Source organism: Kitasatospora sp. NPDC091276 (assembly GCF_040684355.1).
In the GTDB taxonomy this organism is placed as follows: Bacteria; Actinomycetota; Actinomycetes; order Streptomycetales; family Streptomycetaceae; genus Kitasatospora.
This window is the reverse complement of the sequence record NZ_JBFBFU010000051.1, coordinates 15,099-27,627: the sequence shown is the minus strand read 5'-3', so window position 1 is coordinate 27,627 and position 12,529 is coordinate 15,099. Positions and strand designations below refer to the sequence as shown.

General features: G+C 73.2%; 12 protein-coding genes and 1 pseudogene. 9 read left to right on the top strand and 4 right to left on the bottom strand.

Annotated elements, in window-relative coordinates:
* Window positions 1–14 precede the first annotated feature (14 nt).
* The gene (locus AB0O19_RS36475; RefSeq protein WP_363625863.1) at window positions 15–1,430 is read left to right on the top strand and encodes a sensor histidine kinase; all 1,416 of its coding nucleotides are present in this window, start codon (window positions 15–17) and stop codon (window positions 1,428–1,430) included.
* The gene (locus AB0O19_RS36470) at window positions 1,427–2,104 is read left to right on the top strand and encodes a response regulator transcription factor (protein ID WP_363586833.1); all 678 of its coding nucleotides are present in this window, start codon (window positions 1,427–1,429) and stop codon (window positions 2,102–2,104) included. Before AB0O19_RS36475 ends, AB0O19_RS36470 begins: the two co-directional genes overlap by 4 nt.
* A 32-nt stretch (window positions 2,105–2,136) precedes the next feature.
* Here AB0O19_RS36470 and AB0O19_RS36465 read toward each other — a convergent pair whose 3' ends face one another.
* The 3 genes from AB0O19_RS36465 to AB0O19_RS36455 all read right to left on the bottom strand — a co-directional run bounded on the left by AB0O19_RS36465 (window position 2,137) and on the right by AB0O19_RS36455 (window position 3,864).
* On the bottom strand, window positions 2,137–2,598 hold the full coding sequence (locus tag AB0O19_RS36465; protein WP_363586832.1) for an SRPBCC family protein: 462 nt from the start codon (window positions 2,596–2,598) through the stop codon (window positions 2,137–2,139).
* Between the two features lie 239 nt (window positions 2,599–2,837).
* A complete protein-coding gene (locus AB0O19_RS36460; RefSeq protein ID WP_363625861.1) occupies window positions 2,838–3,038 on the bottom strand; it encodes a DUF397 domain-containing protein in 201 nt (66 codons plus the stop codon).
* Window positions 3,031–3,864 (bottom strand): helix-turn-helix transcriptional regulator, encoded by an 834-nt coding sequence (locus tag AB0O19_RS36455; protein ID WP_363625859.1) that lies wholly within the window; start codon window positions 3,862–3,864, stop codon window positions 3,031–3,033. The genes AB0O19_RS36460 and AB0O19_RS36455 overlap by 8 nt, the downstream gene beginning before the upstream one ends.
* Before the next feature lie 278 nt (window positions 3,865–4,142).
* On the opposite strand from AB0O19_RS36455, the gene tgmA reads away from it, so the two are divergent.
* The 6 genes and pseudogenes from tgmA (at window position 4,143) to AB0O19_RS36425 (ending at window position 8,881) form a co-directional block, all read left to right on the top strand.
* Complete coding sequence (gene tgmA, locus AB0O19_RS36450; protein ID WP_363625857.1) at window positions 4,143–4,403, top strand: putative ATP-grasp-modified RiPP; 261 nt, start codon at window positions 4,143–4,145, stop codon at window positions 4,401–4,403.
* Entirely contained in the window at window positions 4,403–5,368 is a 966-nt protein-coding gene (gene tgmB / locus AB0O19_RS36445) for an ATP-grasp ribosomal peptide maturase (RefSeq protein WP_363625855.1), read from the top strand. Before tgmA ends, tgmB begins: the two co-directional genes overlap by 1 nt.
* Entirely contained in the window at window positions 5,365–6,507 is a 1,143-nt protein-coding gene (tgmC, locus tag AB0O19_RS36440) for an ATP-grasp peptide maturase system methyltransferase (RefSeq protein ID WP_363625853.1), read from the top strand. The genes tgmB and tgmC overlap by 4 nt, the downstream gene beginning before the upstream one ends.
* A gap of 165 nt (window positions 6,508–6,672) precedes the next feature.
* Window positions 6,673–7,185 (top strand): annotated as a pseudogene (locus tag AB0O19_RS36435) (2'-5' RNA ligase family protein); the annotation flags it as partial.
* Window positions 7,186–7,460: 275 nt separating this feature from the next.
* Complete coding sequence (locus AB0O19_RS36430) at window positions 7,461–8,048, top strand: hypothetical protein (RefSeq protein WP_363625884.1); 588 nt, start codon at window positions 7,461–7,463, stop codon at window positions 8,046–8,048.
* A 53-nt stretch (window positions 8,049–8,101) separates the two neighbouring features.
* On the top strand, window positions 8,102–8,881 hold the full coding sequence (locus tag AB0O19_RS36425; RefSeq protein WP_363625851.1) for an AraC family transcriptional regulator: 780 nt from the start codon (window positions 8,102–8,104) through the stop codon (window positions 8,879–8,881).
* On the opposite strand, the gene AB0O19_RS36420 is transcribed toward AB0O19_RS36425, so the two are convergent.
* On the bottom strand, window positions 8,841–9,494 hold the full coding sequence (locus tag AB0O19_RS36420; protein WP_363625849.1) for a methyltransferase domain-containing protein: 654 nt from the start codon (window positions 9,492–9,494) through the stop codon (window positions 8,841–8,843). The two genes, AB0O19_RS36425 and AB0O19_RS36420, sit on opposite strands and share 41 nt — an antisense overlap.
* Before the next feature lie 238 nt (window positions 9,495–9,732).
* Here AB0O19_RS36420 and AB0O19_RS36415 point away from each other — a divergent pair, with 238 nt between their 5' ends.
* A complete protein-coding gene (locus AB0O19_RS36415) occupies window positions 9,733–12,492 on the top strand; it encodes a M4 family metallopeptidase (RefSeq protein WP_363625847.1) in 2,760 nt (919 codons plus the stop codon).
* Window positions 12,493–12,529: the final 37 nt, after the last annotated feature.

Genomic DNA, 12,529 nt, shown 5'->3' with positions numbered 1-12,529 from the left:
ACGACCGTTTGCGGATGGGCTGGACGAAGGTGACGACCGTTCCGGACGAGCTGGACGAAGGTGACACCGTGAGCGAGCACGACACCGCCGTGGGGGCGGGGGGCGACCCGCTGTCGGGGTACCCGGTGTTCGCGCGCCTGGCCCGGCTGGGGCAGCGGGCGCGGCAGGCGGACCGCGACCACCCGTGGGTGCTGGACACCGCGGTGGTGGTCGCGGTCTTCCTGCTGTTCTGCCTGCCGGACCTGCTGCCCTTCCACGACGGCGGGGAGCGGGCGCGCGAGCACCGGATCGTCTTCGCCCGCCCGCCGCTGGCGGCGCTGCTGGCCTTGCAGGCGGGGCTGCTGCTACCGCTGCTGTGGCGCCGGCGGCGACCGGCGGCGGCGTTCGCGGCGGTCGCGGCCGTGTTCGTCCTGCAGTGGTCGCTGGGGGTGGCGCTGCGCGCGGACGTCGCGCTGCTCGTCGCCCTCTACAGCCTGGCCCTGCACGGGAGCCTGCGGCACCTGGCGTGGGCGTGCGCGGCGATGACCGGCGCGTCGGCACTGGTCGCGGTGGAGCTGTCCGGCGGGCTGCCGGTCGGGGACGCGCTGTTCTTCCTGTTCAGCGCGGCGACGGCGGCGGTGGCCGTCGGCATCGCGGTGCGCATCCGCCGGGCCCAGCTCGCCGGGCTGCGCGAGCGGGCGGCGCGTCTGGAGGTCGAGCGCGACCAGCGCAGCCGGCTGGCCACCGCCACCGAGCGCACCCGGGTGGCCCGGGAGATGCACGACATCATCGGCCACAACCTGTCCGTGATCATCACCCTGGCGGACGGCGGCGCGTACGCGACCGAGGCCTCCCCCGAGCGGGGCCGGGAGGCGCTGCTGCTGATCGGGGAGACCAGCCGCCAGGCGCTGGGCGAGCTGCGGCGCATGCTCGGTGTCCTGCGCGACCAGGGCGAGCAGGGCCCCGAGTTCACGCCGCAGCCGGGCATCGCCGACCTCGACGGGCTGTGCGCGCGCATCCGGGCCGCCGGGCCGCAGGTCGTGTACACCGCGCGCGGCGAGGTGGAGCGGCTGGACCGCGGGGTGCAGCTGATGGCGTACCGGATCGTCCAGGAGGCGCTCACCAACACCCTCAAGCACGCCGGGCCCGACACCCGGGCGCACGTGACGCTGGCCGCCGAGGGCGGCCGCCTGCGGGTGCGGGTGCGGGACGGCGGTCCGCCCGGCGGGGCGGTGCGCGGCGGTGCGGCGGGCGAGGAGGGGCACGGGCTCACGGGCATGCGCGAGCGCGCGGCCCTGTACGGGGGCACCGTCACCGCCGGGCCCGGGCCCGGGGCAGGATGGACCGTGGAGGCCGTCCTCGACCTCACCCCCGACGGACCCGACGGCCCCGGCGGACCCGGCGCCTTCACTCCCGATCCCGACCCCGACCCGACAGGCGGCCTGACGTGACCACGGTCCTCATCGTCGACGACCAGCCGCTCCAGCGGTACGGCTTCCGGATGCTGCTGGAGAGCCAGCCCGGCACGGAGGTCGTCGGCGAGGCCGCGCACGGCGCCGAGGCCGTGCGCCTGGCGGCCGACCTGCGGCCCGACGTCGTCCTGATGGACATCCGGATGCCTGGCATGGACGGCATCGAGGCCACCCGGCGCATCGTCGCCACCGGCGGGCGCTCGCGCATCCTCGTCCTGACCACCTTCGACCTCGACGAGTACGCCCACGCCGCGCTGCGCGCCGGCGCCAGCGGCTTCCTCCTCAAGGACGCCCGCCCGGAGGACCTCCTGGCCGGGATCCGCGCCGTCTCCGAGGGCGACGCCGTCGTCGCCCCCGCCATCACCCGACGCCTCCTGGACGCCTACGCCCACCACCTGCCCGTGCGCCCGCCCGGCGCGGCCGCCGAGGACGATCCGCGGCTGAACGCCCTGACCGAGCGCGAGCGCGAGATCCTGGTCGCGGTCGGCCGGGGCTGGACCAACGGCGAGATCGCGCAGCGCCTGGTGCTCGCGGAGTCGACCGTCAAGACGCACGTCAGCCGGGTGCTGTCGAAGATCGGCGCCCGGGACCGGGTGCAGGCCGTGATCTTCGCCTACGACCGCGGCCTGAACCGGCCGAACCCGCCGGCCTGAGCCGTCCCGCTCCTGCCGCGGGGGGCGCGGCGTCAGGGGCGCTTCTTCGGGGCGGCTTCGAGGTCGGTGGCGGCGGCGGCCAGGATGGCGCCGAAGACGTGGGCGATGACGGGCTTGCCGACCCGGCGGGCGAAGGCCGCGCCGACGAGGGGGATGGGGAGCGCGAAGCCGGTCGTCCAGACGACCAGGGTGCCCTCGGGGACCTCCTCGAAGGTCATCCGGCCGAACTCGTGCCGGGCCGGCGGGAAGCTGCGGTCGACGGTGTAGTCGAAGCCGTGCGGGGCGTTGTAGGCGGTGATCCGCTCGTTGAACCAGCCGATCAGCCAGGTGTGCAGCCGCACGGCGCCCACCCCGTAGGGCGCGCCCTCGCCGGGCCGGGCCAGGCGCGCCCTGAGCACGAACGGGGAGCGGGTGTAGTTGGTGCTCGTGGCGCACCAGTCGAACACCTCGGCGATCGGCGCCGCGATGACCCGTCGCACGGTCACGGTTTCCATGGCTCGTCCCTCTCCTGCAGCGGGGGGCGCGGGTGTCTGCCGCGCCCTGTTCACCGATGAAGACCGGGCGCGGGGCGAAACCGTGACATCGGGCGGGGGCGTCCTCGGGGGTGGCGATGCCGCCTGCCTACCATTCGGCTCTGGGCGTGCGGGCCATGAGCAGGTCGACGGCGCGGTCGGTGGTGACGGTGCCGTCGAGGATGGCGACGACGAGTGCGGTGATGGGCGGCACGCGTACGTCAGACGTCGCCGAACTCTCCGGAGCGGACGGCGGCGACGAAGCTCGACCAGGCGTCGGCCGGGAAGACCAGCGCAGGACCGTGGGGATCCTTGGAGTCACGGACCGGGACAGTGTGGACTACATTCGCATCGACCTCGACGCAGTTCCCTCCCTGGGTGCTGTATGAACTCTTGTACCAGGTGACATTGCGATCATCCATGCTCAAAGCCTTTCCGCACGTTTCGAATGAACTCGATGCTCGCTGCTCGGGACAGCGCCTCGGCCTGGAGATGATCGTACTCACTGGCCCACTCGGCCAGCGTCTCCGGATCGCGTTCGAGGTAGCCGCGCCGCTGCGTCTCGCCGTACCCCACGATGGACCTGTTCGGCATGGTCAGCAACGTAATTGGATGCCCGAACGGGCGGTTCTCGCCTGCTGCGGTAGGGCACACCTGCACCAGAAAACGGGGACGTGCAGCGAGTGCTTCCAGGTGCCTGAGTTGCGCCACCATGACGTCCCGACCACCGATCGGCCGCCGTAGCGCCCCCTCATCTATCACCACCTGGACGTGCGGCGCCGGATCTCGGGCGAGGGACTGCTGTCGGAGCAGCACCTTCTCGGTTCGTTCGTCGGCCTGCTGCCGAGTTGCGATCCCCCTCAGGACAGGCGCCTCCTGAAAAACTCGGCTGTACTCGGGCGTTTGGAGCAAACTCGGAACCAGGTTGATCTCGAACAGTCTCAGGGCGATGGCTTTCGCTTCATTGCGCAGGTACTCATCGAAGCCTTCGAACAAGACCCGCCGACCGGACGTACTCCACTCCCTGAGGAACCTCTCTCCCGACCCGAACACTCGATCAAGTGCCGTTGAGATCTGTTGACTTGGTTTCCTTCGGCCGTGTTCGAGCGCGGAGATGTACGACGATGTACAGCCGATCAGCTCGGCAAGGTGCTCCTGAGTCCAGCCTCGCTGCTCGCGCGACGTGCGAAGTAGTACGCCGAACTCGGCGGCTGGGGATGTCGGGGGGTCAAGTTCCCGCTTGTTCAAGGCTGTTCGTCCTACCAATCTGACACTGTGGGACAAGTTGAACAGCTCCGCAGCCTAGAGGACAGTTGGCGCCCCCAGTAGTCGTCGGACTACGGAACGGAGTCGCTGTCGTGACGCGCAAACGCACCCCCGTGTCCCCTGGGCCGCGATACCGCCCGCAGGTCGGCGAACTGGTTGCGGACTTGAGGTCCGTTCCGACCGGGCGGGATCAACAACTCGGCCAACCGGCCGAGTTGTTGATCCTGTCAGCACCACCACGAAATGGAGGCGCAGCACAGATGACAACCGCACCGTGGGGTACCACCCGGATGGGGCCGTTCACGGCTACCGTCCCGGTCCCGCAGTACACGCCCGTCATCGACCCCGAGACGCAGATTGCGGTGATCGTGGACGAGCACGGACGCACGGTCGAGTTGGGCGGGCATGGCACCAGCACGAGCGGCCTGACGCCCACCACGACCACGCCCGACGGAAACCCGGGCGGGCCGACCGACGCCGACAGCACCGAGTCCTACGATCAGGACCAGAGCAACGGCTGATGAACGGCCGAAGCGGGTCGGTGCTGGTGCTGACCAATCCCCTTGACGTGACCGCGGATGCGGTACTGCGGGTGCTCGCCGAGCGCCGAGTTCCGGTGGTCCGGCTCGATCCCGGCACCGACCTGCACACGGGTGCCTCGCTGATCGCCACGTACCGCACAGGCCAGCAGCAGGGCACTCTGCGCACCGCCAGCCGGGACCTCGACCTCTCCGCCGTCCGGTCCGTCTGGGTGCGCCGGGCCTCACCCTACGAAGGGCCCTCCGAACTGGACGGCCAGGACCGCCGGTTCGCCGCCGCGCAATCCCTGTGGGGTGCGGGCGGCATCCTCGCCTCGCTCCCCGCCGCACACTACGTGAACCACCCCTGGGCCAACCGTGCGGCCGAGCACAAGCCAGCACAACTGGCGGCCGCGCAGCGCTGCGGGTTCCCGGTCCCCGACACGGTGATCACGAACAGCGCGAACGAGGCGCGGGAGTTCGTGGCAGCCCGGGCCGCCGGGGCGGTGTACAAGCCGTTGTGGAACATCCCCTACTCGATCGGCGGGCAGCCTCACGCCGTGTGGGTACGCGAGGTCGATCCGGCCGACATCACCGACGCCGTGTCCGCCTGCCCGCACCTCTTCCAGGCGAAGGTGCCGAAGCTGTTCGACGCAAGGGTGACGGCCGTCGACAACCGCCTGTTCGGCGTCCGGATCGACAGTCCCGACCTCGACTGGCGGCGCCGCCAGGACCGGATGACGTGCACCCCGATCGACGTACCCGAGCCGGTCGCACGTTCGGTCGCCGCCTACCTCGGAGAACTTCGTTTGGTCTACGGCGCGTTCGACTTCGCCGTGACCGCCTCGGGCGACTGGTACTTCCTCGAATGCAACCCGAACGGCCAGTGGGCATGGCAACCGGCCGAGACCACCGAGGCGATTGCCCACGCCCTCGCCGACCAGCTACAGAAAGGCCGTGACGCATGAGCACACCGGCTGAACTCCGCACCGCTCTGGCCGACAGGCTCACCGAGGACGGCACGCTGACCGAACGCGAGTGGGACAGCGCGGTGAGGGCCGTTCCCCGAGAGCTCTTCGTCGGAACCTACTTCGCTCCGGTCGCCGGCAGCGTTCCGACTGTCTACCGACCCGTCCGTCCGGGCGAGCCCGGGTGGCTGGTGGGGATCTACGATGACCAGACACTGGTGACCCAACTCGACGGCCGCATCGGGCCCGAGGACACCGCTGGGGAGACCGTGACAGGCATCCCGTCATCGTCGTCCACCCTCCCGTCCGTCGTACTGCGCATGTGGCAGCAGTTGGGCGCCGAGGCCGGGCACCGGGTACTGGAGATCGGCACGGGCACCGGGTACTCGACCGCCCTCGGCGCACACCGCCTCGGGGACGCCAACCTCACCAGCATCGAGTACGACCCCGCAGTCGGCGCGGCAGCGGCAACGGCGATCAAGACTGCGGGATTCTCCCCCCGGTTGATCATCGGTGACGGGCTGCGCGGCGACCCGGGCGGCGGGCAGTACGACCGGATCATCGCCACCTGTTCTGTCCGGTACATCCCCCTCTCTTGGCTCCACCAGGTCAAGCCCGGCGGCCGAATCCTGGTCACCCTCTCCGGGTGGAGCTACGCGAACGCCCTCGTGCTGCTCGACGTGACCGGACCTGGCGAGGCCACCGGCCGGTTCCTGACCGGCCAAACCGGTTTCATGATCGCCCGCCCGCACGACCGACCGCCCCGCCCGACGCTGGACCTCCTGCCCGGCAAGGAACGTCCGACCCGCATCGACCCGGCGAAGCTGGACAGTTGGACGGGCGGTTGGGTAGCCCAACTTGCCGAACCCGGGGCAATCCGCATGGGTGTGGGGGCTCAACAGATCCTCTGGGACCTGGCCACCGGATCGCAGGCCCGGACGGCGCCCAACCCCACCGGCGGGTGGGCCGTGACTCAGCGCGGGCCCGTCGCCCTGTGGGACCAGGTCGAGCAAGCGGTTGAGACCTGGCAGGCGGCCGGTGAGCCGCACCAGGATCGCTTCGGGATCACCGTGTCGGCGGCCGGACAGCGGGTCTGGCTCGGCACCGAGGACGGGCCCGGATGGAATCTGCCCGTATAAACCTGGCTCAGCCCTGCGCCGAGCCGTGTCGCACCGTAATCAATCCATCATGGAATCCTCCCGTCCTGCGAGGGGGGAAGGGCCCCTGGAAACCGCCGACCGCCGTCCGGGAAGCCGCACGCGCCCTCTCCCCCGTGGCGCCGGCTGGTGCTTGGATCGGCGACCATGACTGACACTCCCTCACGTATGGCCGACCACTGGTGGTGGCGGCCCGGCTGGACCACGGGTACCCGCTGGTACACCTGGCACCTGGTCTTCGACGGCGCCGACGACCTCCACGGCCTCGCCGCCGACTACCGCCACGCCTTGGCCGACGTGCCCGGCCTCGACCTCGTCCCCGACCGCTGGCTCCACCTCACCATGCAGGGCCTCGGTTCCACCGACGAGGTGAGCGCGGCCGACGCCCGCGCCATCGTCGACGCCGCCACCAGCCGCCTTGCGAAGATCCCCGCCTTCGACCTCGTGCTGGGGCCCGCGATCGTCGCCCCCGAGGCCCTGCTCCTCACCGTCGACCCCGCAGAGCCCGTGCGCGCCGTCCGCTCGGCCATCCGCGCCGCCATCGCCGACGTCTGGCCCGAAGTCCCCGAACAGGCCGACGGCTTCCGCCCCCACGTCTCCGTCGCCTACTCCAACGCCGACGGACCGGCCCAGCCCGCCGCCGACGCCCTTGCCGGCGTCACCACCTACCCCGCGACCGCCCGCATCGCTTCCGCCGAACTCATCGTCCTCGGCCGTGACCGGCGGATGTACGAGTGGGAGGCCGCCGCCCGCGTGCCGCTCGGCTGGCAAGGGGCGGACCGGGCGCGGGCCGAAACCGTGGCGTCGGGTGGGGGCGTCCTCGGGGGTGGCGAGGGTGGGCGGGTGAACGGGGAGAGGGGGGCGGGGTGGGACGCGAGGCTTCCGTGGAGTGGGGGGCGCTGCACCGGCGGTGTGCGGTGGGTGTGGTGGCGGGGGTGGCGGTGCTGGGGGGCGCGGCCGGGCCGGTGGTGTGGGCGGGGTCGCAGGACCTGCCGGGCGATCGGCGGTGGTGGCTGGTGGTGTGCGGGGTCGCCCTGGTGGCGGCCGTCGGCGCCTCGCTGCCGCTGCTGCGTCAGGTCGCCGCCGTCGAGTACGCCGCCGCCTTCGTGGCGCTGGTGGTGCTGCTCGCACTCGCCCTGGGCACGGTGTTCGCGGCGGCGCAGGCCGCCTACGCCGTCCGGACCAGGCTGCACGAGCCGCCCGGCGTCACGGCCACCGTGACGGGCTGCCGGACGACGGGCCGGGAGCTGGACGACCAGAACCAGGGCCACGACGTCTACGGCTGCACGTACCACTGGAGCGTCGGCGGCCGGGAGTTCAGCGAGGAGCGGCCCACCGGGAAGCTGTATCCGGACGGGCACGAGACCAGGGTGTGGCTCGCCGGCGAGCGGATGATCACGGGCCGGCCGAGCCTGCTCGGGATCCCGCTGTGGATCGCGCTCGCCCTGGCCGGGCTGGTGGGCACGGTCCGGTTCGCGATGGCCCTGGCCTGGAAGGCCCGCGAGGTGGGCCTGCGGCGCTAGGGGGTGGCCGGAATCCGGGGTGGCGGGCGCGGCGCTCTGGCAGCATCGGGCGGATGGGGCAGCGGGAGGGGATCGGGCGGCGCTTCGTGGTGGGCGCGGGGTACGCGCTGTACCGGGGGCCGTTGGCGGACAGTACGTCACATCGGCACGCCGCGTTCCAGGTTGCCGTCGCGTCGGCGGGCGGCGAGGTGACGATCGTGGACGGGGCCGGGGTCCGCCACCGGGGCGCGGCGGTGGTGGTGGCGCCGATGGTGTGGCACCGGATGGCGCCGGTGCGGGAGGTGTCGGCGTTCTTCGTCGATCCGCACTGCGCGTTCGCGGACCGGCTGCGGGCGGGGTGCGGTGACGGTGTCACCGTGGCACCCCAGTGGCGGGACCTGGTGGAGGAGGACCTGTGTCCGTCCGGGGTGCTGCCGTCGGCCGAGGTGGACGTGCGGCTGTGGGCGGCGATGGAGGCGCTGACGGACCACCGGGTCGCGCTGCCGGGGCTGGCGGCGCGGGTGGGGCTGTCGCCGCAGCGCCTGCGGGCGCTGGCGCGGCGGCAGTTGGGGGTGCCGCTGGCGCGCTGGCGGATCTGGCGGCGGCTGGCCCGCGCCGCCGACGCGCTGGGCGAGGGGCGCACGCTCGCCGAGGCGGCGCTGGCGGGCGGCTTCGCGGACCAGGCGCACTTCAGCCGGCAGATGCGGGAGATGACGGGGCTGACGCCGTCCGCGGTGCTCCCGGTGCTGCGTGCCTCGGGCCGGGCGGGCGGCCCGGCGGGCGGCCAGGACCCCACGGGACCCGACGGGCGGCCTACGCGCGGCGGGCGACGTAGAACGACAGCGAGCCGGTGAGCGTGGCGACGGTCTCGGTCTCGCGCACGCCGTGGAAGCCGGCCTCGGTGATCAGCCGGGGCAGGATGCCGTCGGCGTTGGGCTGGGTGTCCTCCTTGCCGTCCGCCAGTTGCACGATGCGGAACGCCAGGCGCATGGCGGCCGTGCGCTGGCGCCCGAAGTCGGCGATGACGAGCTTGCCGCCGGGGCGCAGCGCCGTGTGCATGGAGGCGAGGACGGCCTGTTTCATGGGGATGGGGCACTGGTGGAGGACGAGGCTGGAGACGACGGTGTCGGCCGTTTCGGCGCCCACGAGGTCGGCGACGGCGTCGCCCATGCCGATGTGCCATTCGGGGGTCACTCCGGCGGCGGCGGCCTTGCGGCGGGCCACTTCGAGGGTGGTGGGGTCGGGGTCGACGCCGATGACGCGGGCGCGGGGTTCGACGCGGCCGAGGAGGACGGCCAGTGAGCCGGTGCCGCAGCCGACGTCGAGGATCACGTCGTCGGGGCGGGGGGCCACGTGCATGGCGAGCAGGCTGCGCCACAGGCGTTCGCGGGTGAGGGAGACGATGGGGTCGTAGAGGCGTACGGGGCCGAGGCGGCCGGCGGCGGGGGTGAAGGCGCGATCGGTCATGGGGGTCAGTGTCGGCCGGGGGGTGTGGTGGCGTCTTGAACGAATCGCTCGCCGGGCGGGGCGGGTTGGGGTTTCCGGGCCGGTTGCGGGGGTCGGTTGCGGGGGTCGGGTTCCGGCCCTCCGAGGGCACATAGAAAGTCTATCGACATATGACGTTGGATGACTTATCGTGATCGTCGCGGTGGTCCGGCGCGGCCGGCCCGCCGCGACCACCGTTCGGCCCTGCGAGAGGACCTCCGTGCCCCGTCGTTCCCGCACGTCCACAGCACTCGGCATCGGCGCCACCGCCGTGGTGGCGCTGGCCCTGGCCGCGCCGCCCGCCCTGGCCGGGCCCGCGGCCGCCCCCGACCCGGTGCCCTCCCTGGTGGCCGGTCAGGACACCGCCGCCCCGCAGCTGGTCACCGGCCTGGCCGAGCCGGCCGTCGGCAGCCCCGCCGACGCCGCCCGCGCCCACCTCGCGGCCCACGCCGACCGCTACCACGTCGACCCCGGCGAGCTGGCCGAGGTCGGATCCGAGAGCACCGCCGACGGCCGGCGCACCGTCAGGTTCGAGCAGCGCCACGACGGCGTGCCCGTGTTCGGCGCGCAGTACCTGGTGCATCTGACGGGCGAGGGCGCCGGGCAGCGCGTCGAGTCGGTGGGCGGCAAGTACTTCACCGGCCTGACCGCGCCGACCACCGCCACCGTCCCGGCCGCCGCCCTGCGGGATCTGGCGCTCGGCTCCGTCCAGGACCCGAAGGCCCGGGCCGCGGCCACCGCCGAGGACCACGGCCTGGTCGTCCTGCCGGACGGCGCCGGCCGGCTCGCCCAGCGCTTCACCGTGCACGCCGCCGACCCGGCGACCGGGGCGCCGGCGGCCCGCGAGGTCTTCGTGGACGCCACCGTCGGCGTGGTCGCCCTCGCCTACGACACCCGCGCCCCGCTCCCGACGGGCGGCAATGCCGGGAGCGCCGCCGACGGGAGCGCCGCGGCCGGCCTCGAACCCGCCACCGGGACCGCGCCGGACGCCCACGGCAACTCCGCCAAGGTGAACATCGCCCGCCTGCCGGACGGCAGTTACCAGCTCACCGACCTCACCCGGCCCGCCGCCATCACCACCTACGACGCGGGCGGCCGGGACGAGATGGACTTCGGCGGCGCCATCCCCGCCGACCTCCCCCCGGCCCACTCCCCCGGCCCGGACTTCCCGGCCTCCGCCGGCACCAGCGGTGCCACCGACGCCAGCGTCAACGCCGGTATCGTGTACGACTTCTACCACGACCGGTTCGGCCGCAACGGCCTGGACGGCAAGGGCGGCGCGATCACCTCCGTCGTCAACGTGACCCAGGACGGCGCCCCCTACGCCAACGCGTACTGGGACGGGAAGAAGATGGTCTACGGCAGCGGGGGCCCCAACTACTACCCGTTCTCCGCCGCCCTCGACATCGCCGGGCACGAGATGACCCACGGCGTCATATCGAACACCGCCGACCTGGCCGGCATGGGCCAGGCCGGCGCGATGAACGAGGGCATCGCCGACTACTTCGGCAACGCCATCGAGGTCACCGCCCGCGGCATGTCCATGAACGACCCGGCGGCCGCGCTGCTCGGCGAGAGCAAGTGCCGCACCGGCACCCCGCAGGCCTGCGCGGACCGCCGGATGGACGACCACCGCACCACCGTGGACGACTACCTCGGCGGCACGGTCGACAACGGCGGACAGCACCTCAACGCCACCATCTTCAGCGGCGCCCTGTGGGACGTCCGGCGCACCCTCGACCCGCTCACCGCCGACCGGGTGGTCTACCGGGCGCTCACCGCCTACCTCACCCCGCTCGACGACTTCGTGGCCGGGCGCAACGCGGCCCTGGCGGCCGGCCGCGACCTCGGCCTCAGCCACGCCCAACTGCGCACCGTGGCAGCCGCGTTCGACGCGCACGGGATCAAGCCCGGCTGGGAGAACCGGATCGGCATGGACAGCCGCACGCTGGCGCGCAACCTCTCCTACTCGATGGCGCCCCCGGCCGCCGGCGGCGGGCACTGGGTGGCGATGGCCCCCGCCCCCGACCCGGTCAAGGGCACGGGCGGCACCCGCCCCGACACCACCGCGCTGTACACCGGCTCCACCACCGGGCGCGGCGCCCCCGTCCGGCTCAGCCCCGACGACGGCCGCTACCACAGCTGGCCCGCCACCGACGGCACCACCGCCGTGTGGAAGGCCATCGGCACCACCGCCCAGAACCACAGCCGCGAACTGCTGGCCGCACCGCTGTCCGGCGCCGGCCCGGTCCGCAGCCTGTTCCTCGCCGACGGGACGGAGCCCGGCAGCCCCCAGGTCTCCGGCGGCGACATCGCCTTCACCGTGAACGACTTCACCACCCACCGCACCAGCATCCGGCTGTCCCACGACGGGGCCCCCGCGGTCGAACTGCCGCTGGCCGACGGGCACCACCCGGACGACCTCACCCTCAAGGACGGCTACCTCGCCTGGACCGAGTCCTGGCAGGACGGACAGCAGTACGTCACCGCGCCGACCGTCTACTCGATCGCCGCCGGCAAGGTCACCGCGCAGTACACCGCGCACGCCGCCCCCGGCGCCGCCACGACCACCGCCTCCTCCGCCCGGCTCGCCGGCGGACGGCTGCTGTGGCTGGACACCCCCGCCGGCGCGACCGCCCGCTCCTCCATCCGCTCCGGCGCCCTGGACGGCTCCGGCGTGACCGAGGTGCTGGCCGCCGACTCGCCGAACGCCCCGACGCGCGGCGGCAGCCTCGCCTCCTCCGACCAGGCCGTCACCTACAAGGTCGACGGCACCAAGCCCGCCGGCGGCTGGACCAACGCCGCACTGCCCAAGCTCTGGCAGCTCCCGACCGGCGGCGGCACCCCGCAGCGCCTCTCCTGCGACCGGGGCGGCCAGGACCAGCCCGCCGCCGACCAGGGCACCCGGGTGGTCTGGCTGGACTCCACCCCCGGCCGCACCGACCTGGTCGTGCGCGACCGCGCGGCGGGCACCTGCTGACCGTCTTTCCCTGACCCCTCACCCCCCAGGGGTCCGG

Coding starts and splice junctions, on each gene's coding strand:
- AB0O19_RS36475 (WP_363625863.1), top strand. CDS start 15: ATGGGCTGGACGAAGGTGACGACCGTTCCGGACGAGCTGGACGAAGGT.
- AB0O19_RS36465 (WP_363586832.1), bottom strand. CDS start 2,598: ATGGAAACCGTGACCGTGCGACGGGTCATCGCGGCGCCGATCGCCGAG.
- AB0O19_RS36460 (WP_363625861.1), bottom strand. CDS start 3,038: ATGGATGATCGCAATGTCACCTGGTACAAGAGTTCATACAGCACCCAG.
- tgmA (WP_363625857.1), top strand. CDS start 4,143: ATGACAACCGCACCGTGGGGTACCACCCGGATGGGGCCGTTCACGGCT.
- tgmB (WP_363625855.1), top strand. CDS start 4,403: ATGAACGGCCGAAGCGGGTCGGTGCTGGTGCTGACCAATCCCCTTGAC.
- tgmC (WP_363625853.1), top strand. CDS start 5,365: ATGAGCACACCGGCTGAACTCCGCACCGCTCTGGCCGACAGGCTCACC.
- AB0O19_RS36425 (WP_363625851.1), top strand. CDS start 8,102: ATGGGGCAGCGGGAGGGGATCGGGCGGCGCTTCGTGGTGGGCGCGGGG.
- AB0O19_RS36420 (WP_363625849.1), bottom strand. CDS start 9,494: ATGACCGATCGCGCCTTCACCCCCGCCGCCGGCCGCCTCGGCCCCGTA.